The 26,271-nt window shown below is 67.1% G+C and carries 28 protein-coding genes; 15 read left to right on the top strand and 13 right to left on the bottom strand.

Going from position 1 to position 26,271, the window contains the following annotated elements:
• Window positions 1–95: 95 nt before the first annotated feature.
• Entirely contained in the window at window positions 96–590 is a 495-nt protein-coding gene (locus tag R2733_22080) for an SEC-C metal-binding domain-containing protein (GenBank protein MEZ5379203.1), read from the bottom strand.
• Between the two features lie 104 nt (window positions 591–694).
• On the opposite strand from R2733_22080, the gene R2733_22075 reads away from it, so the two are divergent.
• Window positions 695–1,120, top strand: a complete 426-nt coding sequence (locus R2733_22075; GenBank protein MEZ5379202.1) for a hypothetical protein — start codon at window positions 695–697, stop codon at window positions 1,118–1,120.
• Window positions 1,121–1,181: 61 nt separating this feature from the next.
• Window positions 1,182–1,868, top strand: coding sequence for a hypothetical protein (locus R2733_22070; protein MEZ5379201.1), 687 nt, complete (start codon window positions 1,182–1,184; stop codon window positions 1,866–1,868).
• A 13-nt stretch (window positions 1,869–1,881) separates the two neighbouring features.
• Here R2733_22070 and R2733_22065 read toward each other — a convergent pair whose 3' ends face one another.
• The 4 genes from R2733_22065 to R2733_22050 all read right to left on the bottom strand — a co-directional run bounded on the left by R2733_22065 (window position 1,882) and on the right by R2733_22050 (window position 5,245).
• Window positions 1,882–2,490, bottom strand: coding sequence for a DsbA family protein (locus tag R2733_22065; GenBank protein ID MEZ5379200.1), 609 nt, complete (start codon window positions 2,488–2,490; stop codon window positions 1,882–1,884).
• 76 nt (window positions 2,491–2,566) lie between these two features.
• Window positions 2,567–3,412 carry a metal ABC transporter permease gene (locus tag R2733_22060; GenBank protein MEZ5379199.1) on the bottom strand — a complete coding sequence of 282 codons (846 nt, stop codon included), beginning with the start codon at window positions 3,410–3,412 and terminating at the stop codon, window positions 2,567–2,569.
• A 10-nt stretch (window positions 3,413–3,422) separates the two neighbouring features.
• Complete coding sequence (locus tag R2733_22055) at window positions 3,423–4,235, bottom strand: metal ABC transporter ATP-binding protein (protein MEZ5379198.1); 813 nt, start codon at window positions 4,233–4,235, stop codon at window positions 3,423–3,425.
• Window positions 4,232–5,245 carry a metal ABC transporter substrate-binding protein gene (locus R2733_22050; GenBank protein ID MEZ5379197.1) on the bottom strand — a complete coding sequence of 338 codons (1,014 nt, stop codon included), beginning with the start codon at window positions 5,243–5,245 and terminating at the stop codon, window positions 4,232–4,234. The genes R2733_22055 and R2733_22050 overlap by 4 nt, the downstream gene beginning before the upstream one ends.
• A gap of 83 nt (window positions 5,246–5,328) precedes the next feature.
• On the opposite strand from R2733_22050, the gene R2733_22045 reads away from it, so the two are divergent.
• The 7 genes from R2733_22045 to R2733_22015 all read left to right on the top strand — a co-directional run bounded on the left by R2733_22045 (window position 5,329) and on the right by R2733_22015 (window position 10,420).
• On the top strand, window positions 5,329–5,769 hold the full coding sequence (locus tag R2733_22045) for a transcriptional repressor (protein MEZ5379196.1): 441 nt from the start codon (window positions 5,329–5,331) through the stop codon (window positions 5,767–5,769).
• A gap of 134 nt (window positions 5,770–5,903) precedes the next feature.
• Window positions 5,904–6,479, top strand: coding sequence for a sigma-70 family RNA polymerase sigma factor (locus tag R2733_22040; protein MEZ5379195.1), 576 nt, complete (start codon window positions 5,904–5,906; stop codon window positions 6,477–6,479).
• A complete protein-coding gene (locus R2733_22035) occupies window positions 6,472–7,383 on the top strand; it encodes a hypothetical protein (protein MEZ5379194.1) in 912 nt (303 codons plus the stop codon). The genes R2733_22040 and R2733_22035 overlap by 8 nt, the downstream gene beginning before the upstream one ends.
• Window positions 7,384–7,464: 81 nt before the next feature.
• Window positions 7,465–8,052: a hypothetical protein gene (locus tag R2733_22030; GenBank protein ID MEZ5379193.1), complete on the top strand. Its 588-nt coding sequence runs from the start codon at window positions 7,465–7,467 to the stop codon at window positions 8,050–8,052.
• A gap of 175 nt (window positions 8,053–8,227) precedes the next feature.
• On the top strand, window positions 8,228–8,914 hold the full coding sequence (locus R2733_22025) for a hypothetical protein (protein MEZ5379192.1): 687 nt from the start codon (window positions 8,228–8,230) through the stop codon (window positions 8,912–8,914).
• Between the two features lies 1 nt (window position 8,915).
• On the top strand, window positions 8,916–9,860 hold the full coding sequence (locus R2733_22020) for an FAD:protein FMN transferase (GenBank protein ID MEZ5379191.1): 945 nt from the start codon (window positions 8,916–8,918) through the stop codon (window positions 9,858–9,860).
• Window positions 9,857–10,420, top strand: a complete 564-nt coding sequence (locus R2733_22015; protein MEZ5379190.1) for a ferric reductase-like transmembrane domain-containing protein — start codon at window positions 9,857–9,859, stop codon at window positions 10,418–10,420. The genes R2733_22020 and R2733_22015 overlap by 4 nt, the downstream gene beginning before the upstream one ends.
• Before the next feature lie 35 nt (window positions 10,421–10,455).
• Here R2733_22015 and R2733_22010 read toward each other — a convergent pair whose 3' ends face one another.
• From R2733_22010 to R2733_21980, 7 genes are all read right to left on the bottom strand, one after another.
• A complete protein-coding gene (locus tag R2733_22010) occupies window positions 10,456–11,106 on the bottom strand; it encodes a nitroreductase family protein (protein ID MEZ5379189.1) in 651 nt (216 codons plus the stop codon).
• Window positions 11,103–11,885 carry a class I SAM-dependent methyltransferase gene (locus R2733_22005; GenBank protein ID MEZ5379188.1) on the bottom strand — a complete coding sequence of 261 codons (783 nt, stop codon included), beginning with the start codon at window positions 11,883–11,885 and terminating at the stop codon, window positions 11,103–11,105. The genes R2733_22010 and R2733_22005 overlap by 4 nt, the downstream gene beginning before the upstream one ends.
• 10 nt (window positions 11,886–11,895) lie before the next feature.
• Window positions 11,896–14,049, bottom strand: a complete 2,154-nt coding sequence (locus R2733_22000; protein ID MEZ5379187.1) for an acyl-CoA dehydrogenase — start codon at window positions 14,047–14,049, stop codon at window positions 11,896–11,898.
• Window positions 14,050–14,165: 116 nt separating this feature from the next.
• Window positions 14,166–14,990: an amidohydrolase family protein gene (locus tag R2733_21995; protein ID MEZ5379186.1), complete on the bottom strand. Its 825-nt coding sequence runs from the start codon at window positions 14,988–14,990 to the stop codon at window positions 14,166–14,168.
• 98 nt (window positions 14,991–15,088) lie between these two features.
• Window positions 15,089–15,403, bottom strand: a complete 315-nt coding sequence (locus tag R2733_21990; protein MEZ5379185.1) for a hypothetical protein — start codon at window positions 15,401–15,403, stop codon at window positions 15,089–15,091.
• Between the two features lie 219 nt (window positions 15,404–15,622).
• On the bottom strand, window positions 15,623–16,465 hold the full coding sequence (locus R2733_21985; GenBank protein ID MEZ5379184.1) for an ankyrin repeat domain-containing protein: 843 nt from the start codon (window positions 16,463–16,465) through the stop codon (window positions 15,623–15,625).
• A 73-nt stretch (window positions 16,466–16,538) separates the two neighbouring features.
• Complete coding sequence (locus R2733_21980) at window positions 16,539–19,922, bottom strand: carboxyl transferase domain-containing protein (protein ID MEZ5379183.1); 3,384 nt, start codon at window positions 19,920–19,922, stop codon at window positions 16,539–16,541.
• 161 nt (window positions 19,923–20,083) lie between these two features.
• Between R2733_21980 and R2733_21975 the strand changes: the two genes are divergently transcribed.
• Window positions 20,084–20,950, top strand: coding sequence for an alpha/beta hydrolase (locus R2733_21975; GenBank protein ID MEZ5379182.1), 867 nt, complete (start codon window positions 20,084–20,086; stop codon window positions 20,948–20,950).
• A gap of 73 nt (window positions 20,951–21,023) precedes the next feature.
• On the top strand, window positions 21,024–21,599 hold the full coding sequence (locus R2733_21970; GenBank protein ID MEZ5379181.1) for a DUF1801 domain-containing protein: 576 nt from the start codon (window positions 21,024–21,026) through the stop codon (window positions 21,597–21,599).
• A gap of 21 nt (window positions 21,600–21,620) precedes the next feature.
• On the opposite strand, the gene R2733_21965 is transcribed toward R2733_21970, so the two are convergent.
• Window positions 21,621–21,857 carry a hypothetical protein gene (locus R2733_21965; GenBank protein MEZ5379180.1) on the bottom strand — a complete coding sequence of 79 codons (237 nt, stop codon included), beginning with the start codon at window positions 21,855–21,857 and terminating at the stop codon, window positions 21,621–21,623.
• A 175-nt stretch (window positions 21,858–22,032) separates the two neighbouring features.
• On the opposite strand from R2733_21965, the gene R2733_21960 reads away from it, so the two are divergent.
• From R2733_21960 to R2733_21945, 4 genes are all read left to right on the top strand, one after another.
• Window positions 22,033–23,595, top strand: coding sequence for a long-chain-fatty-acid--CoA ligase (locus tag R2733_21960; protein MEZ5379179.1), 1,563 nt, complete (start codon window positions 22,033–22,035; stop codon window positions 23,593–23,595).
• Between the two features lie 106 nt (window positions 23,596–23,701).
• The gene (locus tag R2733_21955; GenBank protein ID MEZ5379178.1) at window positions 23,702–24,607 is read left to right on the top strand and encodes a universal stress protein; all 906 of its coding nucleotides are present in this window, start codon (window positions 23,702–23,704) and stop codon (window positions 24,605–24,607) included.
• A gap of 75 nt (window positions 24,608–24,682) precedes the next feature.
• Window positions 24,683–25,534 carry a helix-hairpin-helix domain-containing protein gene (locus R2733_21950; protein MEZ5379177.1) on the top strand — a complete coding sequence of 284 codons (852 nt, stop codon included), beginning with the start codon at window positions 24,683–24,685 and terminating at the stop codon, window positions 25,532–25,534.
• Between the two features lie 12 nt (window positions 25,535–25,546).
• The gene (locus tag R2733_21945) at window positions 25,547–26,215 is read left to right on the top strand and encodes a DUF6629 family protein (protein ID MEZ5379176.1); all 669 of its coding nucleotides are present in this window, start codon (window positions 25,547–25,549) and stop codon (window positions 26,213–26,215) included.
• Window positions 26,216–26,271: the final 56 nt, after the last annotated feature.

Genomic DNA, 26,271 nt, shown 5'->3' with positions numbered 1-26,271 from the left:
ACTTACACTGTCGTAGCCCGAAAAGTCGCCGGACAGCAAAAGCGCTCACCTGTCACCCGTGACCGCCACACCTGCCACGGTGACCGCCACACCTGTCACCCGTGACAGTGCTTGTACTTCTTCCCCGAGCCACAAGGACACGGCTGATTGCGCCCCACCGGATCGGTCTTGCCGTAGTCGTCGGCGACCGCCGTGCGCACGGTGGCGGCTCGGAGCTCACCCGCTGCGGCGGCCGCCGAGATGGCCAGCTCAGCAAACTCGGCGTCGTGGTCGGAGGGCGCAAGATAGATCGCGCAACTGCCGTCGTGACGGACATTGCTCAGCCACTCGACCGAGAGATCGGGCAGCGCCGCCTTGACGATGCCCTCGCCCAGCGGGTTCAGCAGGACGAGGTCGTGACGGCGCACCTCGGCGGTCCAACCGAGAGCGTGACCGAGGTTGGCCTCCGGTGTCGCTTCACCGATCGGCCAGTCGCCGGGCAGGACGGCGTCGGACGTCAGCACCAAGGCCGAGCGGGGCGACGCGATCGTCCGCACGAAGGCGAGAGCCCTGGCCTCTCGGCCCGATCCAGCAGGTCGCAACGTCGACATGGTCGTCGAGACTACCCGAGCACCGACGGACCACTTCTCCTTCAGGAACTCGTCCATCGAGCCGATGACATGACCACTCGCCTCCCTCGACCCGCGGAGCCCCTGTGCGATTCGAACTGACCTTCCTGCCTCGTTCCGTGGATGGGGCCGACCCTGCTCATCGTCTGGTCGACCGTCGCTCGCCTACCGAGCCGTCGGACCGAGCGCTGGTGATGTGGGCCCGTATCGGTGATCGCCTCGGCATCGAGATGCCGACGCTGGAGCACACCACGATCGACGGCGGCCCCTCCTACCTCGAGTCCGAACACGGGCTCACGCTGACCCTCGACGCTGGGACCCTTCACCTGTCGGCGCCCGCCGGACCAGTCGACGACGCCACAGCGCTCGACATGTTGCGACGGGTCGCCGCGATCGTCGAGACCGTGACCGGCCTCGTCGCCTGTGATCCCGGCACACAACGCCGCTTCCTTCACGACGACCTCGACGGATTCGGAACCTTCGCTCCACCGCTCCAGGAACTCACTCACTGACCACGTTTCGTCGCTCACCGAGGTGCCCGCTTCGGCCCCGCGGCTGCAGTAGTTTCACTGCATGCGGCACGATCGACCGGCGGTCACTTGGCGAGCGGCGATCGCTACCGACGCTCGGGCGGCGAGCACCAGCCGACTGGCGGCGCTGATCACCCTCATCGTCGCCCTGCTCTACGAGTGGGGGTCGGGCAACGAGACCCTCAACGTCACGGTCATCGCGTCGGCGTACGAGCGCCATCTCGGCGTCGTCGGCATCGCCATGGCCACCCTGGTCGGGGGCGTCGCACCCGCGCTGCTCCAGGTGGTGACCGGATCGATCGCCGCGCTCGGCTTCGCCGCGGTCACCGCGACGACCGACAAGTCCTGGTCGAGTCTTCTTCGGCTTCGTCCCGACTTGGCCGGATCCTCATGGCTCGGGCTACGGCCGCTCGGCCAGTTCGCGGTGGCGTTCGGGCTCGGCGCATCGGTGGCGGTCTTGATCGAACAGATGACGACCGGTCGCTCGGGCCTGCGGGCCATGTTGCCGGTCATCGCCCGGTCTGCGGCCTACACCGGCCTCGGTGCTGCCGGCGTCTCACTCGCACTCACCTCGGCGACCGAATCGGCTCGTCGCTTCGAGCGGACGCGACCAGCAGCCGACTTCCTGCTCCGTTGGGCGACCAATCCCGTCGTCTGGTTCGTGCTTTTCACGCTGCTCGCCGTGTGGGCATGGTGGAGCGGCCGCTCGTCGGCGAACGTCGGCAGCTGACTGACAGCAGGCTTCAGGCGAAACACGCCTCGACAAAGGTCTCGAATGCTGGGAGGTCGGGCGCAATGCGGAGGTGGCCGTCTACTCGCTTGATGTCGAGCGCCGGACAGAAGAACGCACCATGCTCGGTGAAGAAGTGCGGTGAACCGACCACGCCACGCTCCTTGCCCTGCTCCCACTCGGCCAGGACGGCCTCGGTGTCGGCCGGGATCGCCGGCGGCAGACCGGCGGCGTCCGCGATCGTGTTGAGCACGTGCGGATCGCTGATGTCTCGTCCCTCTTCGAACAGGGCGTCTCGTAGTGCGAGGCTGAGTCGCTCACCCTCGGCATCGCCGATGCGGTAGGCCGATTCGACCAGCGCCAGTGCCGGCAGGGTGGTCGTCGGAAAGGCCTCGACGTCGAATCCGCTGAACAGGTCGCCGGCGGCCTGCTCCCGTAGATCATCGACTTCCTCGCCGATGAAGTGGGCGTCCATGGGTTTGCCGTTGACCAGTTCGAGGGGCCACGGACGCACTCGCAGCGTCACCCCGTCACCGCGAGCAGCTCGCTGCTCGACCAATCGCTTGAGTCCAACGTGGGTGAACGGACACCAGATATCGGCATACACATCGATGACGGTCATGGCTCCAGTGTGGCGACGGGGCCCGTGGATGCGCACGGCCGAAGGTCCCAAATGTCCGGACATAGCGGACGCAGCGTCAGTGATGATCGATTCCCGCGAGGCGGCTGCGGGTTCGTGACCCCGAGACCAGGTAGACCGCGGCGAACCCGATCGCCCCGACGAGCACGATGGTCGGACCGGACTGGATGTCGAGGTGGTAGCTGAGATTCATCCCGACGAAGCCGGTGACGGCTCCAATGCCGGTGGCCAGGAACAACATGTCGCGGAACGAGTTGGTGAGCATCCGGGCGATCGATGCGGGGATGGCGAGGGTGGCGGCGATCAGCGTGACGCCGAGCACCTGCATGCTGACGAGGATCGATGCCGACAGCACGACCATCAGCAGAGCGTCGACCCGTGCGGTCGAGATGCCAGAAGATTCGGCGACGTCGGGGTCGAACGTGGTGAACAGCAGCTGGCGGTAGCCGAAGAAGACCACCACCATGACGGCCAGTGTGACGACGGCGACCGCCACCACGTCGTCGTAGTCGACGCCGAGGATGCTGCCGAACAACGCCGCTTCGAAGCTCCTCCCCTGGCGACCGAAGATGGCGAAGAGAGCGAGACCAAGCGCAAACGACGCCGTGGTGATCACGCCGATCGCGGCATCGGCCCCGATGACCCGACGACGGGTCACGCCGTTGATGGCGAGCGCAGAGGCAACACCCCAAACCCCGGCCCCGAGCACGAAGTTGACGCCGATCAACGCGCTGATCGCAAACCCACCGAAGATCGCGTGTGACAATCCATGCCCGATGTAGCTCATGCCCTTGAGAACCACGTAGACGCCGATCATCCCGCACAGAGCACCGGCCAGCGTGGCCACGATGAGGCCGTTGCGAAAGAACTCGAACTCGAAGGGGCGAACCAGTTCCTCGATCATCTGCGGCTCCTCATCGTGCGTCACGCATCAGCGGAATGATCGGTGCGGTGTCGGCGAGGTCGATCACGACCCGATGACCGCTGTAGTCGAAGACCTCCATCGCCGCCCCGAACGTTGCCTCCATGACCTCCGAGGTGAGGACGTCGGCCGGAGCACCGCTGGCGACGATCGAGGTGTTCATACACACCAGATGTGGGAGGTGTGACGCCATGCCGTTGAGATCATGCGTGGTCAGGACCACCGCGAGGCCATCGGCGTTCAGATCGGCCAGGAGATGGAGCACCTCGTGACGAGTCTTGACGTCGACACCCGAGGTCGGCTCGTCCATCACGAGCAGCTGCGGCTGTCCGAGCAATGCCCGAGCGATGAACATGCGCTGCTGCTGACCACCGGACAGCTCGCGAATGTGCCGATCGGCCAGCGCACCGATGCCGAGGCGATCCATGACGTCTCGGGCCGCAGCTCGCTCGGCCCGGCTCGGCCACGGGAGCCGACGATTCCCGGGGCTGGCCAACAACACGCACTCCGACACCGTGAGTGGGAAGCTCCAGTCGACCGTTTCGACCTGCGGCACGTAGCCGATCCCGAGACCCGGTGTGCGGTATACCTCGCCGTGCACGGGCCGCATGGTGCCGAGCAACACCTTGAGCAGGGTGGTCTTGCCCGAGCCCGATGGGCCCACGATGCCGGTGAATTGGTGATCGCCGATCGTGAAATCGATGTCGCGCAACACCGGGCCTTCGCCGTAGGAGCACGTGACGTGTTCGAGGCGGAGCAGCTCACCGGGCCGGATCATCTTGTGGACCTCACCATTGTCGTTCATTGGGGGTACGTCGCTTCGTCAGGTGCGACATTGCGCACGTCGAGGGCGGCAATGGCCGAGGAGTCGCCGCCAAGGGCATCGGTCATCGTGAGGTAGTCGAACACCATCAGGCCGAGCCAGGAGTGTTCGGCGTCACCGGGCTCCCCGGGAAGGTCGTCGTCTCGCAGGACATCGACGTAGGTCACGCCGGCCTCCTGGCCGATCTGTTCGAGGACCGGGCTCGGGAACACTTCGGAACCGAAGATGGCTTGCACGCCCTCGGCCCGGACCTGATCGATGAGGTCGGCCAACTCCTTCGCCGTCGGGTCCTCGAAGTCCGATACCTGGATCGCCCCGATCACCTCCCAGCCATAGTTCTTGGCGAAGTACGCGTAGGCGTCGTGATAGGTCAGCAACTTCTTGCTGCCTTCGGGAATGGTGGCGAACGACTCCCGCATGGCGGCATCGAACTCGTCGATGAGGGCGGCGAACGCCTCATAGTTCGCCGCGTAGTAGTCGGCGTTCTCGGGATCGGCAGCGGTCACCCGGTCGCGAATGATTTCGGTGTACTGGAGTGCGTAGCTCGGATCGGTCCACAGATGAGGGTTGGGTTTGCCTTCGGACTCGGGGAACGAGAAGTCGTAGATGTAGTCCGCTTCCGGCAGGGCGATCGTCCCGAGTTCGATGATCTCGGCGTCGTCACGCATATTGGCCTCGGCCAACTCGACGGTCGGCTCCTCGAGCTTGAGACCGTTGACGAAGATGAGGTCGGCCCGACTGAGCAGTTCGGCGACGCTCGGCTTCGGCTCGTAGGTGTGGGAGTTGGTGCCCTCGGGGACGATGCCGACCACCTCGGCGCGATCGCCGACGATCTGGCTGGCCAAACTGGTGATGGGAGCCACGGTGGTCGCCAACACGAGCCGGTCGCTGTCGGCGCTTGCGTCGTCAGATGCCGAGGCGCCGCCCCCCGATCCGCCGCACGATGCAGCAACCAGGGCACCGGCCAACAACAGTGGAGTCAGAAGCTTCATCCCGAGCACGCTAATCGCAAGCTGCTTGCAACAACGGGTCGGGCGGCGAAGTTCACCAGATTGTTTCCGACTACCCTCCGGCCATGGCCGGGACCGATCTCGCGAGCATCCTCGAACTGTTGAGCAACAACGGCCACCGGATCACCACCCCTCGCCGCCAGATCGCCGAGGCAATGCTCGCCCTCCCCGACCACTTCACGCCGGCCGACCTTGCCGATGCGGTGAAGGTCGACCACCCGGAGATCGCCGAGTCGACGATCTATCGCTTCCTCGACACACTGAGCGAGCTCGACGTGGTCGAACACGGCCACATCGCCCACGGGTCGGCCGTGTACCACGTGCAGCCGGTTGCCGACCACGTGCATCTGGTGTGCGTGCAGTGCTCGTCGATCACGGAAGCACCCACCGCCGAGTTCGACGCTGCGACCCGCGAACTGCGTGAACGGTTCGGATTCACCCCTCGACCACGACACTTCGCGCTCGAGGGCATCTGCTCGGCCTGTGTCGATGACGGCAGCGCCTGACACCTGCTGCAGTAGCCGTCCAACCTTTGGTTAAGGAACGGCAAGGACCCTGGTCCCCGCCTCAACCGATCGGTACAAGTTGACGAAGTTCAACGCAAGCCAAACCTTCGACGTCGCCGGTGACGTGGAAGGGCGTGAACTCGTTCGTCCTTGCCCCCGCCGCCGGTGCGACGGAGATGACCTTGTCCTGGGAGGTGTTGATGCGTTCCGACGCCGAGTTCGATCGGTTCTTCTGCAGCCACTACCCGGGCGTCGTGCGCTCGCTCACCGTCATCACAGGCAACCGCGAGGCCGCAGCCGACTGCACGCAGGAGGCCTTCATCAGGGCGTATGCCCGCTGGGGCCGAGTCCGGCGCTACGCCAGCCCCACGGCATGGGTCCGACGGGTGGCGATCAATCTTGCGAACGACCAGTTCCGGTCCGACGACCGTCGCCGTCGCCGCGAGGACCGATTCCATGTCGGACGTCAGCAGTTCGAAGGCCCGGCGTCGACCACGGTCGACCATGATCTCGTACTCGGATCGCTCCTCGGCTCACTCACGCCACAGCAGCGTTCCGTCGCCGCCCTGTTCTACGTCGAGGACCTGCCGGTCCTCGAGATCGCCACCACACTGGGCCTCTCGGAGGGTGCGGTGAAATTCCACCTCCATTCGGCACGCAAGGCGCTCCGTACGTCGTTGGAAGCAGCCGAGGAGGTCGATCATGTCTGATCACTTCGATCCGCTCGAGTTCGATCCGCTCGATCTCGACGCCGAACTCGACACGGCACACCTCGACCAGCTGATCCGGCGCCGGCTCTCAACGGCCATCGAGGCGCCTGCGCCCTCCCCCGCCGTGCTCGATGACCTGCGCCGACCGCTCCGCCGGGCTCGGCTCGTGCACCAGACGCACCTCGTCGCCAGCGCAGCCGCCGTCATCGCACTGGTCGCCGGGGCGTCGCAGTTGGTCGTCGATCGGTCGACGGAATCGACGCTGATCGCCGCCAGTAAGACCTCCGAGGTGGCGGCACCGCTGGCATCGGACGCATCGACCACCATCGACGAGGGCCCGGACCAGGGCGTGCAGATCGATACTGCGGTTGTCACGACCGGCGACGGTTCCACCCCCGTCACTGCCGCCGACGGGTCGGTGGGCGAGGGTTCGGCCGTTGCATCGACGACGGTGTACGGCACGGGGTCGACGGTCACCAACCGTCCCAACCCCACCACCAGCCCCACGAGCACTGCGCTGCCAACGACGGTACCCGCCACCTCCGGCTCACCCGCGACGACCAAGGCGCCCGCGACCACGGCCACCACCGCCGTATCGACATCCACGACGAGCACGGTGCCCGCCACGACCTCGACCACCGTCGCGACGACGCCGAAGACGATCTCGACCAGCTGTGGATCGATCACCGCAACCGCAAGCGGCCGGGCCATCTCGCTCGTCGGCACCCAGCCGAAGCCGGGCTTCACCGCTCACGTCGACAACGACGGTCCCGAGGAGCTGGAGGTGAAGCTGTCGGGTTCGCAGGGTTCCTGCGAGATCAAGGCGACGGCTCGGGGCGGCGTGATCAGCGCCGAGACCAGCTTCGAATCCTCGAGCGACGACGACGGCGAACACGACGACTGAACGAAGTTCCGAGATTTCTCGTCATCGCACAAACCTTTCGGGTTCGCGGTGACGTCTCTTCCACCAAAGGAGGTCACCAACGTGATCACATCAACGGCCCTCTCGGGCAAGACTGCAGCCATCATCCTCGGAGTTGCCGGCGCCGCCGGTGGTCTGAACATGAGCGTGATGGCCCTCACGCCCTCGGCCGATGCCAGCGGCACCACCGAGGGAGCGGCCGCCTCCACCGATCCGCAGCGAGTCCAGGTCGTCGTCGACGTCCCGACGGCCGCCAGCCCCGAGACCACGGTCGACGGCACGGTCGCCGGCAGCGGTGAAACTGGAGCGCCCGCTGCCGTTGCGCCAGCCGATGGACAGCCGGCCTCGCTCGCCTGGAGCCAGTCGAACGACGCGTCCGTCCAGGCTCCTGCGGCTCCCGACGAAACGCTGCCCTCCGCCCCGGCCACGACGGCGGCCCCGGCCACCACGACCGCGCCGCCGGCACCGAAGCCCACCGCCGCTCCCCCAGCTCCAGTGGCGACGACCACGGTTCCAGCCCCCGTCACCACCGCCTCCGGTGGGAGCAGCCACGACGATGACGATGACGAGCACGACGAGCACGACGACCACGACGACGAGCACGAGTACGAAGGCCACGAGTCGCGTGAGCACGAGGATGACGATGACTGAACCGACGGCTCAGGAACGCCTGGCCGCCTTGCAGGCTCGGCGGGCGCAGACGTCGCCCGGCGCTCAACCCTCACCGGGTGCACGATCCTCCCATGGTGCAGAGGGCCGACCGCAACGTGCTCCCCGACCGCAGCGCACCCCGAGCACCGAGCCGGCAACTGCTTCGTCCCCTCGAGTGAGGCAATCCTCTGGGTCGGCGGCGGCCACGGCTCGCAAGCCGGTGTCGACCGCTCGGCTGGTCACCGCCGGAGCGTCGGCGATGTCGTTCGGTGCCATGGTCGTCGCCATGGGCCCGATCCTGCAGTCGACGGTCGACGCCCAGCTCGCCGCCGAGGCCAACGACGCCGCCAATGCGGTTGCCGGCGTCGGCTCGGCCATCGCCCCCAACGTCGTCATCGAAGTGGTCCCGAACCCGGTGCCGCTTGTCGACGAGTCGGCGGCCATCGATCCGCTCACGGGCCAGGCCCTGCTGGCCGATGGCACCGTCGCCCCCAACGCAGCGGTCGACCCCAATGCCGCCGTCGACCCGAACGCAGCAGCAGTGTCGACGCAAGCAGCGGCCCAGACGGCGCCAGCGGCAGCGGCCCCCGCCACCACCCCGGCCAAGCCCAGTGCATCAGCAGCCCCGGCGACGCAAGCTCCGGTTGCCGCCCCGCCGGCGACACAAGCGCCGGCTACTGCGCCTCCGGCGACCCAACCACCGGCGACGGCCGCACCGGCTCCTCAGACCGCGCCGCCGCAGACGGCACCTCCGCAGACCGCTCCACCCCAGACAGCACCACCGGAAACGGCACCTCCGCAGACCGCGCCGCCACAGACCGCGCCGCCCGCACCCCCGACCACGCAGGCGAGTGGCGGCTGACATGCACACGATCAGCTTCCGGGCCATGGGAAGCCCCTGCCGCATCGTCGCCGATGGGTGCAGCGAGTCGGCCGTGGCCGACGCGCGCTCGCTCATCGACGACCTCGAACAGCGCTGGAGCCGCTTCCTTCCCGACAGCGAGATCAGCGATCTGAACCGCCACGCCGGCGAACTCACGATCGTCAGCGAATGGACCTACCGCCTCGTCGAGGCAGCCGCCGACGCCCAGGTTCGAACCGGCGGCCTGTTCCATCCGCTCATGCTCGACCAGCTCGTCGAACTCGGGTATTGCTCGCCCTGGCAGGAGCGTCCTGCCGGGGGTGGCTCGACCGCCACCAAGCCGGCGAGCAGCGAGCCGATCGAGTGCTTCGGACCGATTCTGGGCGTTCGTCTTCCTCCCGGCACCCGCCTCGATCCAGGGGGAATCGGCAAGGGGCTCGCCGCCGATCTCGCTACCGATCTGTTGGTCAGTCATGGGGCGACCACCACGTCGGTCGAGCTCGGCGGCGATCTCCGAGTCAGTGGTCAGGCCTGGTACGGGCCTTCCTGGCGGATCGGTGTTGCCGATCCGTTCGACGACGATCGTGAAATTGCCGGACTCACGATCAACGAGGGGGCCGTCGTGACGAGCAGCACGCTGCGCCGTCGCTGGCCGGGCGAGGGCGCTGATCTGCATCATCTGCTCGACCCTCGCACGGGCTTGCCGTCCGAGAGTGACATCGTTGCCGTTTCCATGTGTGGCGCATCGACAGCGTGGACCGAGGTGGCAGCGAAGGCTGCCCTGCTCGCCGGATCTCAGCAGGTGATCGAGGTGGCGGAGCGTCTCGGGGTCCGAGGCATCGCCGTCACGGCAAGCGGCGAGATCCTCGGCAACGATCACGCAGCGATGGCCGCTGCCGATGATCGATCAACGAACCAACGAATCGAACAAGGGAGTCTTCGATGAATGAGCAACTGTGGTGGTTCGTCGCCCGATCGGGCGGCATCGTCGCCTGGGCGCTGGTCACGCTGTCGGTGTGCTGGGGCCTCTTCATCTCCACGAAGGCCGTTGCCAAGGCCAGCCAGCCTGCCCACTTGCTCAACCTGCACCGCTTCCTCGGCGGGCTTTCGGTCGTGTTCACCGCCATCCATGTCGCCGGGCTCATGCTCGACAGCTACGTGCAGTTCCGCTGGATGGACATCCTCGTTCCCTGGGCCGCCAGCTGGAAACCGACGGCGGTCGCCTGGGGCGTCATCGCCATGTATCTACTCGTTGCGGTCGAGGTGACGTCGCTGCTGATGAAGCGACTGCCGCGAACCGTGTGGCGCCAGATCCATCGCTCGAGCTTCGCCCTCTACATCCTCTCGACCATCCACGGCATCCAGGCCGGCACCGACGCAACCAACCCGATCTACCGGATGCTGATGACGGCATCGATCAACATCGTGGCCTTCCTCACCATCGTCGCCGTCTTGGCGCATCGCAAGAAGCAGTTGGGCTCGGCGGGCGTTGCCGCTGCCTCCTGACGACCCGTCGCCCGATGGGCCGGATCACGCCGATCTCAGGGACCCCACGGTGGACGTTCACCCCAGTTGTTCCAAAAGGTGGTTTCGCTCGTCGGCCGCCGACGCGTCGTGCCGAAGTTTCCCCGCGGGTAGCCCATCGGGATACAGCAATGGAAACGCATCTCCGCCGGCACCGCGAACATCTCGTAGAGCCGTTCGAGCACCGTGTCGTGCAGCGTGGTCAGCACCGAACCGATCCCGAGCGCGCGAGCGGCGATCATCAGGTTCTGCGCCGTCGGGAAGACCGAGACGCCCGGTGCCCGATGCGAGAAGACCAGGAGGACAACGGGCGCTGCGCCAATCTCGTTGGCGAGCAGCGCCGGCATGGCATACGGCGACCCTTCGGGCAGCTCCTGGTCGGGAACCCAGCCGTAGGCGTCGGCTCGCTTGGCCCACCACGCCTCGTGGTAGAGCTCGCCAAAGGTGGCAATGCGCTCACGATCGCGGATCACGAGCAGCCGGACCGGCTGCACGTTTCCACCGTTCGGTGCCTTGGAACCGGCGTCGATGATCGTTCGGAGATCGGCATCGCTGATCGGTCGGTCGGGGTCGAATCGCCGAATCGCCCGTTGCGTGAACAGCGCCTCACCAACGCTCATCGACAGCTCGGCGGGTGGTGGCAACGCCACCATGTCATGGTCGGTCATGGGTGCTCCTCGCGATGGTGGTCGGGTCGCCCATGATGGTCGACCGAGCGGGCGACGAAGACGAACTCCTTGCCCGGCCGATCGGGAGCGTCGCGCACATCGACGACGGCAAACCCCGAAACACCAAGCGACTCGACGAGTTCGTCTCGCTCGCGAAACCGCAGTGTCGAGTCCGATGTGAGCGTCGTTCCACCGGGACTGAAACAGTACGTGTGGCGGAACGTCACCAGGGGCAGCGCCACGTCAAGCAGTTCGGTCCACGTTTCCACCACACCGCCGTCGCCGGTGGCGACCAACCGACGAGTGTGCTCGGCCGTCCATTCGGTCCACCCCCGAGCCATCGGGTCGCGAGTCTCGAAGATCAGGTGCCCGTCCGGTCGGAGGGCAGCTCGAATGCCCGACAGCGTGGCGAGCCAGTCGGTGTCGTCGAGGAAGACCTGCGCCACGTTGCCGGTCATCACCGCAGCGTCGACGCAGAGCTTGGGAAGGGTGGTTGCGTCGCCGTTGACCCAGCGAACCTGTTCGGCACCTGCCTTGGTTTGGGCGATCTCGAGCGAGGCCACCGCGGGATCGACGGCGGTGATCTCTGTGCCCCGAAGCGCAAGAGCGCAGGCAAGTGTGCCGGTGCCGCACCCGACGTCGAGCACGGAGGTGGCGCCGACCTCGTCGAGCCAGCTGAGGTAGTGCACGAGGTCATCTCGCTCCCCGTCGACCACGTCGTAGATCGCGGCCAGCCGGGGATGCGAGAAGATCGGGTCGATCCCGAGGTCGCCGCTCACCGCGCTTGGGTCATTTGATCAGGGGGTCTCGCGGGAGGCCGAGGATGCGCTCGCCGATCTGGTTGCGCTTGATCTCGGAGGTGCCACCGGCGATGGACATGCCACGGTGCATCAGCACGAGGGCATTGCTCATCGCTCCCGACCCTTCCATGAACAGCGAATCGGTGCCGCCGAGCTCAGTCAGGATGGCCGCCGCCTCGTGTCCGATCTCGGACAGGATGAGCTTGGTCATCGCACCCTCCGGGCCGGGAGCGCCACCGGCGACCGCTCGGCTGGCGCTGCGAAGATTCAGCAGACCCATGGCCTGGTGCTCGGCGATGTAGCGACCGACTCGCGCCGCGCCGCCATCGAGTCGTTCGGGGTGCGCGTCGAACGGGGCGATCAGTGCGGTGCCGGGCAGCGAGAGGCCACCCTGTCCCCCACCGATACTCACACTTTCGTTGCCGAGCGTGGCTCGGGCGACGGTCCAGCCGCCGTCGACGGGTCCGACCACATCGTCGTCGGGGACGAACACGTCGTTGAAGAACACCTCGTTGAACTCGGAGTCACCGGTGGTCATCTTGAGCGGCCGAACCTCCACGCCCTCGGCGTGCATGTCGATGACCATCGTGGTGATGCCGTCGTGCTTCGGCACATCGGGATCGGTGCGCACGGTGGCGAATCCCATGCCGGCCACATGCGCGCCGCTGGTCCACACCTTCTGACCGTTGACGAGCCAACCACCGTCGACGCGAGTCGCCTTGGTCTTGACACCGGCGGCGTCCGACCCGGCGTCGGGCTCGCTGAACAGCTGGCACCAGATGACGTCCTGGCGCAGCGCCGGGTTCACCCAGCGGGCCACCTGGTCTGGCGTCGAGTACTGGATGAGCGTGAGGATCACCCAGCCGGTGATGCCATAGGCGGGCCGCTTCACGCCGGCAGCGGCAAACTCCTCTTCGATCACCAACTGCTCGATCGCGCCGGCGGCGCGCCCGTAGGGCTCGGGCCAGTGGGGCATGACGTAGCCGGTCTCGATCAGCTTCGCTCGCTGCTCGGCCGAGGGCAGATCCTTGATCGAGTTGGCGAAGGACCGCACGTCGTCGCGGATCGCTTCGGCCTCGGGCGGCAGTTCCACGGTCTTCGCTCGTTCGACGCCCCGCCGGGTGAGATCGGTGAGGTCAGCCGCTGCGGCGTCGGCCTCGAGGAGGGCGAGGAGTGTGGTGGCCCGCCGCATGTACAGGTGCGCGTCGTGCTCCCATGTGATGGCGATGCCGCCGTGTACCTGGGTGCTGAGATTTGCGCAGAGATCGGCGGCCGGGGCTGCCAGTGTGGCGGCGACGGCAGCCGCGTAGGTGAGCTGATCGCCGCCGGTGGAGGCGGCTCGGGCGGCGTCCCACACGGCGCTGGTCGCCAGTTCGGTGGCGACGATCATGTTGGCGCAGTGGTGCTTCACCGCCTGGTACATGGCGATCGGGCGTCCGAACTGGATGCGTTCCTTGGCATAGGCCGCCGCCAGCTCGGTGCTCTCGCGGGCTACCCCGACGGCCTCGGCCGAGAGGAGCACACGGGCGAGATCGACGAGCGTCTGACGAGCTCCGGCGATCACCGTGGCCGGGGCGGCATCGAGAGTGACACGTGCTGTTCGACGGCTGGGATCGAGGTTGCGAGGCACCTCGACGGCGACGCCATCGCCGACCTCGACAACAGCGATGTCGTCCCCGGCGGGAACCAGCAAGAGTGTGGCCAGACCGCCGCCAAGCACGACACCGGCCGAGCCGGAGACCGTTCCGTCGTTCACCGTGACCGAGCCGCCGAGTGCGACGGCACCGACCGCCGACCCGTCGGCGACGCCCGGAAGGTGCGTTGCCTTCAGGTCATCGCTGCCGACGGCATCGATGACTGCGCTCGCGATCACGCTGGGCACCAGCGGCCCGGGAGCGACCGCTCGGCCCAGCTCTTCCACGATGATCACCAGTTCTTCGAGTCCGTAGCCCGATCCGCCATGCTGCTCCGGAAGATGCAGGCCGAGCCAGCCCAGGTCGGCCATCTGTTGCCAGGTCTCGGGCAACGACTCCTCGCTGGCTTCGAGCAACGCCCGGGCGGCGCCTCGGAGCTCACGTCGGCTGGCGAAGTCTCGAACGGTCTCGGCGAGTGCTCGATGCTCGTCGGTGATGGCAATGGACACGATGTGGCTTCCGATTCGGTCGGGGCGCCGGTTCGAGGCGCCGGCAGCAAGGAATTGCCGCCCATCGTGTTCGACCCGGGTCCGATCGACAAATCGCCGGCCGATCGGTCGCAGCGTCAGTCGACGGGTACGAGGCGACGGGCGTTGCCGCCGAGGATGGCAGCGACGCCAGCTTCGTCGATGCCGCTCGTGACCACTCGCTCGATCAGCGTGCCGACCCGGCAACCGGTATTCGGGGCGTCGCTCCCGAGCAGGATCCGATCGGCGTATCGGGCAAGTAGCTCGACGCCGATGTCGACCTGGGAGTGGACCACCGGTGTCAGATCGGCATAGAGGTTGGCATGCCGATCGAGGTAGGGCACCGCGTCGTTGGCAGCAGCATGACCGAAGTGGGCCAGCACCAGGATGGTGTCGGGGTGATCGGCGGCCGCCCGCCCGATCGGTGCGAGCTCGTCGGCCCCGGTCATCCCGCTGACGGCATGGCCGGCGTGCACGACCACGGGCAGGCCGAATGCGCCTGCCGCGTCGAGCGTGCCGGACAGCCTTGGATCGTCGACCTCGTAGTTGCCGACCGAGCAGTGCAGCTTGAGGACCCGGGCTCCAGCGCGTGCCGCCACTTCGAGATCGGCCGCCGGGTCGGGGTCGTCGGGGTGCACGGTGCAGCCGGGGATCACGGTCACCGGATGATCGGCGAACGTCGCTGAGGTGGCGATCATGTCGCGATTGAGTGCGGCGGCCATCCCCGGCTTGTGCGCGTAGGGCAGGTTCCACACGGTGTCGACTCCCTCGGAGGCGAGGGTGTCGAGCACGATCCGGTGGTCCAATGGGTACTGGAGTTGGTCACCGATGTTGGCCTCGAAGAAGGCGCGGATGGCGTGGCCCAACTTGCCGGGCTTCAGGTGCACATGGGCGTCGACGATCGGCGAGTAGGAAGGTGTCACCCCGCCATTGTGGATCAGCCGTCCGGCGGGTGTCTTGCCCAGCGCCCGAGCAGTCCCGCGAACACGATCGAGCAGCTCGCGACCCTGCTGGCGTCGACCTACCCGGCCATCGTCGACAACGCCGCCTGCACATCGTCGACGTCGACCAGTTCGATCCAGCGCTCGGCAACCGTCATGCCCGCCGCTCGGCGGGCGAGGGTTGCGGCAGCACCGCCAGCACTCGACCCTTCCTTCATGTCGAGCAACAGCACGACATCCCAGTCGCCGACATCGGTGAGCCACATGCCTTCGATCTCACCGTGCACGTGATGGACGAGATGCTCGAGATAGGACCGCCGAGCGACGGGCCCGTCCTTGACCATCTTTGCTGCCTCCTCGGACGAAACCTTCAACATGCCCAAGAAACGTGTCATGACGGCTCCTTCGTTCAGCTCTCCTCCCACCGTACGAACCACATCGGCACCGGACCAGGGTCGAACGTCCGAGAACGTTCTGTGCGTCAAACACGTCGCCTGATCCGTTCTGTGCGTCAAACGCGTCGGCTGCGGGAACTTTGACGCACAGAACGGGAATGGCGGTGACTCTGACGCACAGAACGGGGGGGGGTGATGTCCCGGGCGCCACCACCAGCGTCAGGGAGTGAGAAGGTCGACCAGATGGTCGTGGCCGTGGTGACGAGCCCACCCGGCGGCGTCGGCGCCGACCATGCCGTCGGTGATCGTGGGGTCGGCACCGTGCTCGAGCAGCCAGCGAACGAGGTCGGCATCACCCGAGGCGGCGGCAGCGTGGAGGGCGGTGCCTCGCCAGTGAAATCCGGGAGGTACGGCGTCGATGTTGGCGCCGCGTTCGAGGAGGTCGGCCGCTGCTGCCCGCCGGCCACAGTCGGCCGCCATCACGAAGGCGTGGTCGAGGACCGACTGTCGCTCGTCCGCACGGTCGAGTGGCACGGTCTCGGCGAACGGCGAGCCGATCCGGCCAGCCGCGGCAGTGAGGTTGCCGGTGGCGTCGAAGCACGCCGCGATGGCGCCGAGGTCGCCAAGTCCCGCCGCCGTACTGAGCGCGCGAATGCCGGCACCGCGATCCAGGAGCACCTGAGCCATGTCGGCGTTCGACCAGTACAGCGCCTCGTCGAGTGGTGTCCACGACGTGGTGGCTGCGAGGTCGCCGCCGTCGATGTCGGCACCGGCATCGAGAAGCACGTCGACCACAGCGAACGACCCGCAGCCGGCGGCGGCGACGAGCGGCCCCTGCAACTCGGCACCGGCCGCGACCAGCACACGAGCTGCGCCAGCCGGGTCCGGTAGCTGTGCCGCCTCGCAGGCGACGAACTGGAGCAAGGACGGGTGGCTCACGGCCGATGGCCGGGTGATGAGCTCCGCATCGGCGGTGACCAGGTCGGCCAACTCGGCGAGGTTGCCGGCCAGGATCGCCATCGCCGCGGGACCGAATCGTTCCTCCACCGCTCCCCCTCCCATCAACCGATCGTGCGTTGAACACGCTAGTCGCCGCCTGCTCGACACGGCCGCCGAGCGCCGACGCCCTCGTGGTTCAGGGGCGATATTCGATCGACCGCGGGGTCAGGTTCGCCGGCAAATTGATCATTCGGTACGCACCGGGCAGCCACTCGCAGATCAGGCGTCGTGTGTCGCGCGGGTCGATCATCTCCTCGAGCTCGAATCGGTTCAGCGGACCGACGGGGCCCCGCACGCTCTCGATCCGAGCTTCGAGATCGGCTCGAAGCGCAGCGGGATCGTCGGCCTCGGCCAGCTGTCGCTTGTATGCCGCCTCGATCCCGCCCTCGGGTGGGATGCCACCGACGTCGGCCGACGGCCAGGCCACCCGCACCGTCGCCGCCGAGCGCGGCGTCGCGTAGTTGTTGCCGGCGACGCCGAAGCTACGCCGCATGAGCACGGTGAACATCGGCACCGTCGACTGGGCCGCCGCGATCATCCACGTCGCACCTTTGCGGATCGTGCCGTTGATCTCGTGCTCGATGCCAACCGCGAACCCGGGGTTGTCGACGAGGTTGAGCACGGGCACGTGGAAGAGGTCGCACAGGTCGAGATGGCGAGTCAGCTTGTCGCACCCGTCGGCGGTGAGTGCGCCGCCGTTGACGTGGCGGCTGTCCGACGCCACGATCCCCATCGGGTGCCCGTTGAACCGGGCGAAACCGACGACTTGGTCGGTTCCCCACAGCGAACCGATCTCGAAGAACGAGTCCTTGTCGGCGAGCAAGCGAATGGCCCGCCGGATGTCGAAGGTCGTGGTTCGGTTGCGGGGCACGATGGTGAAGAGCTCGTCGTCACGCCGATCAGCCGGGTCTGCCGACGACGGCGGGACCACCGGTGGTGCCTCGTACACACTCGACGGTAGGTACGACAGGAAGCGGCGGGTCATCTCGGCCGCTTCCTCCTCCGACTCGGCCAGATTGTCGACCGACCCGTTGCGGCAGTGGATCCGCCAGTCGCCGAGGTCCTCCTTCGTCACGTCGTATCCCATGGCGTGGCTCACGACCGGCGGCCCGGCAACGAACAGCTGGGAGATGTCTCGCACCATGACCGAGAAGTGGCCGAGCACGGCTTTGGCCGCACCGATCCCGACCACGCTGCCGAGGAGCATGTTCACCACCGGAACGGTGGCGAGCTGCCGGGCGTACATCGAACTCCCGAGATGGCCGGGCAAGAACGAGCCGCCACCGCCGCTGACCCGAGGTCGCCCGGCTTTGATCGCCCCGCTGCTCTCCTGGGCCTTGCTCTCGCCGTCGGACTTCTGCTTCGGCAACATTGCCGCCACACTGCCGCCACCGCTCGAGCCGTCGAGGAGACGGATCGACGGCTGCAGCAGCTCGATCGAGAGCCGGTCGAGATAGGTGCTCTTCGCCCCGATGGCGCCGTCGGCGTGGCCACCGCGAGACGTGAAGTCGTCGGCGCAGACGATGGCATTGCGCCCCTCGATCAGACCGTGCCCGCCCACCATGTTGGCGGGCGTGAAGGCGTCGATGTCGCCGTACTCGCCGTAGGACGCAAACCCGGCGATGCTCCCGACCTCACGGAACGAGCCGTCGTCGAGCAGCAGATCGATCCGCTCCCGGCAGGTCAGCTTGTTGCGGGAACGCTGTCGGACCACGCCGGGATCGTCGGAGTCGTGGCCGAGCCGCTCGTGAGCGAGGCGCTGCAGCGTCGCAACGTCGTCGAGCGTCGGTGCCCAGGTGTTCTCGCCGCTCGGCGTGTCACCGTGACCACTGCCTTCTCCGGGTGCGACAACCGCCAGCACGTCACCGAGGGCGACCGAGTCGCCCGCTGTGACGTCGGCCAGCGAGACGATCGTGCCTGCGCATGGGGCCGTGATGAGTGTTTCCATCTTCATCGCCGTCACCACGAGCAACGTCTGGCCCGCAGCGACGGCGTCGCCGATCGACACGGTCACGTCGATCACCGACCCGGACATGGGACACGCCACGGCCTCATGGCCCGACTCGACCGGCAGGGTGCGCGTTGGCCCACTCGCCGGGCCGGAGGCACTGGTCGTTGGGGCTGCCCGAGATTCGAACAGCTCGGTGAGGGCCGTACGAGGCACCGCTGCGCTTGCCGTCAGCCCGTCGGCGGTGGCCACGAGTGTGGTGCGGGCGTCGCCGGCGCGTACCGAGTCGTGCGCCAGGATCGCATCGAGCTGGCCGAGGTTGGTGGGCAGGCCACCGATGTGGAAGCCGGCGAGGGCCCGCCTCGTCTGCTCGGCGGCCGCCTCGAGCGTTCCGCCGTTGGTCGAGGTGATCAACTTCGCAATCAGCGGATCGAAGTGGGGCGGAGGGGTGAGACCCGGATACGCCGAGCCGTCGACCCGGACCCCTGGTCCCGACGGTTCGCGGTAGCCGGAGATCGTGCCGGCGCCGGTCGCCACCACCCGGGTCTGGATCGACCAGCCCCGGGGAGACCCGATCGCCTCCTGCGATCCCAAGCCGAGCGAGTCGAGGGTTGCTCCCTGTGCGATCAGGAACTGTGTCTGCACCAGGTCGACGCCCATCACCTGCTCGGTGACCGTATGTTCGACCTGGATCCGGGGATTGCACTCGATGAAGTAGTGCGCCCCGGTCGACGGCTCGACGAGGAACTCGACCGTGCCCGCGTTCCGGTAGTCGGCGGCGCCGACGAGTTCGACCGCATGTCGGTGGATCGTGGCCCGCAGGTCGTCGCCGAGGTTGGGCGCTGGCGCGATCTCGACGACCTTCTGGTTCCGTTGCTGGACGGAGCAGTCGCGGTCGTAGAAGTGGACGATCGTGCCGGAGGCGTCCGCCATGATCTGGACCTCGACGTGTCTCGGGTCGACAACGAGTCGCTCGACGAACAACGCACCGTTGCCGAACGCCGCCCGAGCCTCGCTGCTCGAGCGTTCGAAGGCCTCGGGCATGTCTTCGGTGCGGTGCACGGTGCGCATGCCGCGACCACCGCCGCCCGCTGCGGCCTTGAGCATGACCGGATAGCCGATCGCCTCGGCGACCAATGCGGCGTCCTCCGAAGTGGCTGCGGCCTTCGCGCTTCCTGGGACGACCGGGATGCCGAGCGACTCAGCCAGCGTTCGGGCGGTGACCTTGTCACCGAAGAGGGCCAGCGCCTCCGATGGTGGCCCGATGAAGGTGATGCCCACCTGTGCGCATCGTCGGGCGAACTCCGGATTCTCCGACAGGAAGCCGTAGCCGGGATGCACGGCGTCGCAGCCGGCGTCGTGTGCGGCCTGGAGCACCGCATCGATGTCGAGATAGGCGCTCACCGGATCGCCCGGTTGGGGTAGCACCAGCGTGTCGGTCGTCATCCTCGTGTGCAGCGCGTCGGCATCGGCGGGCGGTGCGATCGATACCGATTCGAGCCCGAGTCCGGCTGCGGCGTGGGCGATTCGGATCGCGATCTCGCCGCGGTTGGCGATCAGGACGCGTTGCATGGGGACTCCTGGCATGGGGCGTGTGTTGCAGCCCCCACGATTGCCGTACGACTGCTCGGTCTCCAAACCGCGCCGCACCCACGAGACCGCGCGATCGAACATCGACGACCCTGCCCGTGACCTCAGTTGCCAGCATCGGCGGCACTGGAGCAAGCTGCGGCATGCCCATCGCACCATCGAACGACATCGAGCTCTATTACGAAACCCACGGCGACCCAGCCGATCCGGCACTGCTGTTGGTGAATGGCTTCTCGTCGCAGATCCTCGGATGGTTCGACGGCTTCCGTGAGGCACTGGCGGAGCGCGGCCGGTTCGTGATCAGCTTCGACAACCGCGACGTCGGCCTCTCCACGCACCTCGACGGGATCGACGTCGACCTCGCGGCCATCGGCGCCGGTACCGCACAGGCGCCCTACGACCTGTCGACCTTTGCGCTCGATGCGGTCGGGTTGCTCGATCATCTCGGTGTCGACAAGGCCCACATTGCCGGCTCGTCGATGGGCGGCATGATCGTGCAGCAGATGGCGATCGACCATCCCGACCGGGTGGCGACCCTCACCTCGATCATGTCGACCACCGGCGAACCCGACTACTTCCAATCGGCGCCCGAAGCCATGGCGGCACTTCGGTCACCGCAACCGTCGGAACGCTCGGCGTTCATCGAACGAGCGGTCTCGTCCCGGCACATCTTCGGCAGCAAGCGCTACGTCGACGACGATGCCGTCGCTGCGCAGGCCGGCGCATCGTTCGATCGCATGTACTACCCAGAGGGACTCGCTCGTCAGACCGCTGCCATCCGGGCGTCGGGCGATCGGGCCGAGGGGCTGCGCAAGCTGCAGACCCCGACCCTGGTCATCCACGGTCGTGATGACACGCTGATCCTGCCGTCTGGCGGCGAGCGCACCGCCGAGCTGGTGCCCGGCGCCAACCTACTCATGCTGTCCGACATGGGTCACGACCTGCCGAAGCCGCTGTGGCCGCTGATCGTCGATGCGATGATCAGCCACTCCACGCACGCCATCGGTTGATTGCGATTCGGGCCTCAGCGCTAACCTGCGTCAACGAGCGGCCGGCCCGATGCCGAGCGGAACGGAGCACCACATGAGCGCCAAGGTCGATGCCTATATCGCACGGTCGACGAAGTGGCCCGACGAGATGGCCGAGCTACGCCCCACGCTGCTTGGCTGTGGCCTCGACGAGGAGATCAAGTGGGGCAAGCCCTGCTACAGCCACGACGGCAAGAACATCGCGATCATGCAGGAGATGAAGGACTTCCTGGCGCTGATGTTCTTCAAGGGCGCGCTGCTCGAGGACCCTCAGGGCATCCTCGAATCGCAGGGCCCGAACTCCCGGTCGGCGATGCGACTGACCTTCCGGTCGGTCGACGACGTGCGGCAGCTGGCCGACACCGTGGCGGCGTACGTCGAGGAGGCGATCGATGTCGAGGCCGCAGGGCTCGAAGTGGAGCCAGCACCCGAGGTCGTCTTCTGCGACGAGCTGCAGCAACGCATCGACAACGATGACGACTTTCGCGCCGCGTTCGAAGGGCTCACGCCCGGTCGCCAACGCGAATACAACCTCATGATCGCCGACGCCAAACAGGCCAAGACCCGCGAGGCTCGGGTCGAGAAGTACGCCCCAAAGATCCTGGCCGGCAAGGGTTTCCGCGACCGCTGACCCGGGCGACGCCGGCGCGGGTCAGTTCTCGGGCAGGTCGGCGAAGGCCCGCTTCGTGTTCTTGTACCACTTCATGCCGGACACCGGCCGCTTCCAGCGTCCCTTCATGGCCGCTGCTGCCTCGGCGTGCGAGGTGTCACCTGCGGCGACCGCATCCTTCAGATGCTGATCCTGGAGGTTGATCACCTCATCGGCGGTTGCACCCCGCAACTCGTGATCGCACGGTCCGCCCAGCTGTTTGCATGTCATCGTCTTCATCTCGCGACCGTACAACGGCCTCGATCGGCACGGCTTCTTCGATCCTGCTCGACGACTCCGCCCGGTGGTGTGGCGAATGCCACTCCGACCTGCTCAACTGGGGCGCTGCCGCCGACCATGAGCGGCCGGCGATCGAGCCGATCGCGTTCCATGACACCGACGGAGGAGTCCACCGATGTTCAGCCTTGCCGAAATCGCTCGCACCCAGGCGACGGAGCGGCCCGACAAATCGGCGCTGATCTGTGACGACCGGACGTTGACGTACGCCGAGCTCGACGCCGAGAGCTCGCAGGTCGCCAATGCGCTGGTCGAGGCGGGAGTCGGCTCCCAGGATCGGGTGGGGTACGTCGGCAAGAACATCCCCGAGTACTTCACGCTGCTCTTCGGTGCGGCCAAGGTCAACGCGGTCACGGTGGCAGTGAATTGGCGACTCGCGCCACCGGAGATGGCGTACATCCTCGACAATGCCGAGGCCAAGGTGGTCCTGGTCGAGGCCGAGTTCCTCGACCACATCGCCAAGATGGACCTTCCACGCCAACCGTTGATCGTCGCCGTCGGCGGTGACTCGGCACATCGCACCTACGCCGACTTGATCGACGGACAGCCCACCTCCGATCCCGGGTATCCCACTGCCATCGACGACACGGCCGTGCAGCTCTACACCTCGGGCACCACCGGCCTGCCAAAGGGCGCCGAGATCAGCAATCGCAATCTCGGTGCCATCATCGAGCCGCTGAGCGCCATGATCGGGATGAGCGCGAAGAGCGTGGTCCTTCATGTGCTGCCGCTGTTCCACATTGGTGGGAGTGGCGTCGCCATCATCGGTCTGGCCAACGGCGGCACCAACGTGGTTCACCGCGACGTCGACCCGGCACGCATGCTGGCCGACATTCCGGGCCATGGTGTCACCACCGGGTTCTTCGTTCCGGCACTGCTCCAAGTGCTGCCGATGATCCCCGGCGCATCCGATGTCGACTTCTCCTCGCTCGAGTACATCTTCTACGGCGCGTCCCCCATCACCGAAGAAGTTCTGGTCTCGTCGATGGCGCTCCTCAAGTGCCCGCACGCCCAGGCCTACGGTCTGACCGAGACCACCGGTGTCGTCACCTGGCTCCCGGCCGAGGATCACGATCCGTCAGGGCCGAGGGCCAACCTGCTGCGCTCCGCCGGCAAACCGGTCGGCGGGGTCGAGCTGCGCATCGTCGGCGAGGACGGCGGCGACGTGGCCGACGGCGAGGTTGGTGAGATCTGGGTCCGGACCAACCAGAACATGAAGGGCTACTGGCGGAACACGGCGGCGACCGACGAGGTCTTCCCCGAAGGTCGAGACGACGAGGGTCTCGGGTGGTTCCGCACCGGCGACGCCGGCTACGTGAACGACGGCTATCTCTTCATCCACGACCGAGTGAAGGACATGATCGTGTCGGGCGGTGAGAACATCTATCCGGCCGAGATCGAGAACGCGATCATGGCGCACCCCGGCGTCGCCGATGTTGCGGTCATCGGGATCCCGAGCGATCGGTGGGGCGAGTCGCCGCTGGCACTCATCATCCCCAAGCCGGGCGAGGACCCCTCCGAGGACGACATCATCGCTCATTGCGCCGAGCGGCTGGCTCGGTTCAAGCTCCCTGCCCGAGTTGAACGCATCGAGGAGATCCCTCGGAACCCCTCGGGCAAGATCTTGAAGGTCGAGCTGCGCAAGCCGTACTGGGCCGGCCGCGACCGAGCCGTGAACTAGCCAGGCCCGCCTCACCAGATCGGAACGAACAGCGAGCAGCGAATCGGCGAACGATCGGGTCGTTGTGCTCTGAACGTTGCACACCGATCGGTGTTGGATCGCGTTGATGGTGATCGTCAACGTGCTCTTCAGTCCCCTGGCCCGCTCGGGCAATGCCGCGGCGATCGAGCGAGTGACGGGCTTCGCCGCGCAGCACCACGCTCGGCTCACCTTGCTGGGAGTCGTGCCAGAACCGTCCAGGCTCCAGCTGATGCTGCAGTCCGCAGAGGACGTCCGCTCCGCCGTCGAGACCGCCGTCGATGACCTCGAATCGGAGCTGCAGCAGTGGTGTCGCGACCCAGTGGTCGTCGACCGTGAAGGGATCGTGGCGGTCGGCGATCCGACCACCACGATCCTCGAACACCTTCGGCGAGGACACGCCGACCTCCTCGCCGTGACGGCCGACGCCGGACGTATCCAGGACCCGGCGATCAGGCGCCTCCTCCATCTCTGCCCGACACCCGTGTGGGTAATGAAGCCGCCGCACGATAGCGGACATGGTGTCGTCGCCGCCGTCGACGCGGATCCCGACGAGTTCGATCTCAACATGGCCATCCTCGACCAGGCGGTCGATCTCCATCGACTCGTCGGCGGCGAGCTCCACGTCGTCCACGCCTGGGAGTTCTACGCCGAGGCCCAGCTGCGGCATTCGGCGTTCATCCATCCGAGCGGGTCGACGATCGACGCCATGTTGGGCGACGAGCACGACGAGCACCTGGCTCGCCTGGAATCACTGATTGCGGCATCGCCACACGCCGACGCCCCGTGGGTCGTCCACCTCTTGCGGGGACGGCCCGATGAGGTGATCACCCGGTTCATCGACGATCACGGGATCGACTTGGTCGTGCTCGGGACGATCGCTCGTCGAGGACTCCCCGGTCTGGTCATCGGGAACACTGCCGACCGCGTGCTGGCCGAGGCCCCCTGCTCCATGCTGGCAATCAAACCTCCATGGTTCGAAGCGACCTGGTGACCGGTGCGCTCCGCACGTCGAGCTGAATGACGAAGGCCACTGGTCGGCTCGAGCAGTCAGGCCGACGATGAACACATGGCCGAGACCGAGTCGGTGTCCGCCCATGTTGCGGACGCCGACCTCAACCAGACGATGGAACATCTCTTCCGGCGAGCAGGTGACCTGCTCGAGGAACAGGACGCCGACCCGTTCCGGGTCCGGGCCTACCGGGCAGGCGCCGATGCCATGGCCCGCCTCGATGAACCGGCGTCGGCCATCTACCGCCGAGGCGGTCTCCCGGCGTTGATGACGCTACCGGCCATCGGTCTCGTGCTCGGCCTTGCCATCGCCGACGTGGTCGACACTGGCCGCTGGCATTGGCTCGAGCGGCTCGAAGGATCCGTCGATCCGGTGGCGGCCTTCGCAACGATCGGCGGCATCGGCACCGTGCTTGCGCACCGGCTGCACGACGAGCTCGGCATCGACAACATCGAGGAGCTCGAGCGGGCGGCGAACGATGGCCGCCTCGAGACGGTGCCGGGCTTCGGCCCGCAGCGGATCCGCTCGATCCGCGAATCACTCGCCACCCGCCTCCGCTACCGAACCGCATCCCGGTCGCGGGCCGAGATCGGTGAGGGTGACCCGACGACCGAGGAGTTGCTCGGACTCGACGCCGAGTATCGGCACCTGGCCGCGGAGGGACGGCTCCCGCTGATCACGCCCCGCCGCTTCAATCCCGACCGCGAAGCGTGGCTCCCTGTCCTTCACACCTCCCGAGCTGACCGCCACTATTCGGTGATGTTCTCGAACACCGCCCGGGCGCATCAGCTCGGCCGCACGAATGACTGGGTCGTCATCTATGGCGAGTCGCCGAACCATCGCACGTGGACGGTGGTGACCGAGACCCAGGGCCCTCGGGCCGGGCAACGGGTCGTGCGAGGGCGTTGAGGGGCGAACGCCGTGTGTTTCTCCGCCGAAGCCGACCTTGCGATTGGTGTCGTGGTCACGGCCATCGGGATCGACGCAGTGCACCACAACGATCGGCGCCACCTCACGCCGCTCGCCACGCTTCCCGTTGTCTTCGGGCTACATCAGCTGACCGAGGTGTTCGTCTGGCTCGGCCTCGACGGTCGGCTGCCTGCTGACGTCGCCACCACCGCGACATCGATCTACCTCACGGTGGCACTCGTGTTCCTTCCGGTGTTCATCCCGGTGGCCACCTCACTTGCTGGCCAACCGGCGCGCTGGGAGATAGTTGCGTTCACCGGCACGGGGCTCGTTGTCGCCGCCACCATGGGGCTTGCCTTGCTCGATGGCCCCGCCACCTCGGCGATCGAGGCGCACCACATCCACTACGTCGTGCACGTCTGGCAACGTGACCCGCTCATCGCGTTGTACGCCATCGCGACCTGCGGGCCCCTGCTTCGCTCCACCGATCAGCGGTTGGTCTGGCCCGGGGCTGTCAACGTCGTCGCCGGCCTGGCGCTCGTGTGGATCGATCAGACGGCGTTCGTCTCGCTGTGGTGCCTTTGGGCGGCCGTCGTGAGTGCAGCGATCGCGCTGTATGTGCGGGCGAGTCGAACGCTCGAGGAGCGCGGAGCGACCTCTCGGCGGTTGATGACGGATTGAGGTTCGGCTGATGCGCGCTTGACGTCCCCGGCGCACGCTCGCGGACGCGCGGACCA

The organism is Acidimicrobiales bacterium (assembly GCA_041394265.1).
Taxonomy (GTDB): Bacteria; Actinomycetota; Acidimicrobiia; order Acidimicrobiales; family SZUA-35; genus JBBQUN01.
This window is presented reverse-complemented; position numbering and strand designations above follow the sequence as displayed.

What these genes read in the sequence shown, in the direction of transcription:
- R2733_22080 (MEZ5379203.1), bottom strand. Translation starts at nt 590, where the DNA reads ATGTCGACGTTGCGACCTGCTGGATCGGGCCGAGAGGCCAGGGCTCTC.
- R2733_22070 (MEZ5379201.1), top strand. Translation starts at nt 1,182, where the DNA reads ATGCGGCACGATCGACCGGCGGTCACTTGGCGAGCGGCGATCGCTACC.
- R2733_22065 (MEZ5379200.1), bottom strand. Translation starts at nt 2,490, where the DNA reads ATGACCGTCATCGATGTGTATGCCGATATCTGGTGTCCGTTCACCCAC.
- R2733_22060 (MEZ5379199.1), bottom strand. Translation starts at nt 3,412, where the DNA reads ATGATCGAGGAACTGGTTCGCCCCTTCGAGTTCGAGTTCTTTCGCAAC.
- R2733_22055 (MEZ5379198.1), bottom strand. Translation starts at nt 4,235, where the DNA reads ATGAACGACAATGGTGAGGTCCACAAGATGATCCGGCCCGGTGAGCTG.
- R2733_22050 (MEZ5379197.1), bottom strand. Translation starts at nt 5,245, where the DNA reads ATGAAGCTTCTGACTCCACTGTTGTTGGCCGGTGCCCTGGTTGCTGCA.
- R2733_22045 (MEZ5379196.1), top strand. Translation starts at nt 5,329, where the DNA reads ATGGCCGGGACCGATCTCGCGAGCATCCTCGAACTGTTGAGCAACAAC.
- R2733_22035 (MEZ5379194.1), top strand. Translation starts at nt 6,472, where the DNA reads ATGTCTGATCACTTCGATCCGCTCGAGTTCGATCCGCTCGATCTCGAC.
- R2733_22020 (MEZ5379191.1), top strand. Translation starts at nt 8,916, where the DNA reads ATGCACACGATCAGCTTCCGGGCCATGGGAAGCCCCTGCCGCATCGTC.
- R2733_22015 (MEZ5379190.1), top strand. Translation starts at nt 9,857, where the DNA reads ATGAATGAGCAACTGTGGTGGTTCGTCGCCCGATCGGGCGGCATCGTC.
- R2733_22010 (MEZ5379189.1), bottom strand. Translation starts at nt 11,106, where the DNA reads ATGACCGACCATGACATGGTGGCGTTGCCACCACCCGCCGAGCTGTCG.
- R2733_21990 (MEZ5379185.1), bottom strand. Translation starts at nt 15,403, where the DNA reads ATGACACGTTTCTTGGGCATGTTGAAGGTTTCGTCCGAGGAGGCAGCA.
- R2733_21985 (MEZ5379184.1), bottom strand. Translation starts at nt 16,465, where the DNA reads ATGGGAGGGGGAGCGGTGGAGGAACGATTCGGTCCCGCGGCGATGGCG.
- R2733_21980 (MEZ5379183.1), bottom strand. Translation starts at nt 19,922, where the DNA reads ATGCAACGCGTCCTGATCGCCAACCGCGGCGAGATCGCGATCCGAATC.
- R2733_21975 (MEZ5379182.1), top strand. Translation starts at nt 20,084, where the DNA reads ATGCCCATCGCACCATCGAACGACATCGAGCTCTATTACGAAACCCAC.
- R2733_21970 (MEZ5379181.1), top strand. Translation starts at nt 21,024, where the DNA reads ATGAGCGCCAAGGTCGATGCCTATATCGCACGGTCGACGAAGTGGCCC.
- R2733_21965 (MEZ5379180.1), bottom strand. Translation starts at nt 21,857, where the DNA reads ATGAAGACGATGACATGCAAACAGCTGGGCGGACCGTGCGATCACGAG.
- R2733_21960 (MEZ5379179.1), top strand. Translation starts at nt 22,033, where the DNA reads ATGTTCAGCCTTGCCGAAATCGCTCGCACCCAGGCGACGGAGCGGCCC.
- R2733_21955 (MEZ5379178.1), top strand. Translation starts at nt 23,702, where the DNA reads ATGGTGATCGTCAACGTGCTCTTCAGTCCCCTGGCCCGCTCGGGCAAT.
- R2733_21950 (MEZ5379177.1), top strand. Translation starts at nt 24,683, where the DNA reads ATGGCCGAGACCGAGTCGGTGTCCGCCCATGTTGCGGACGCCGACCTC.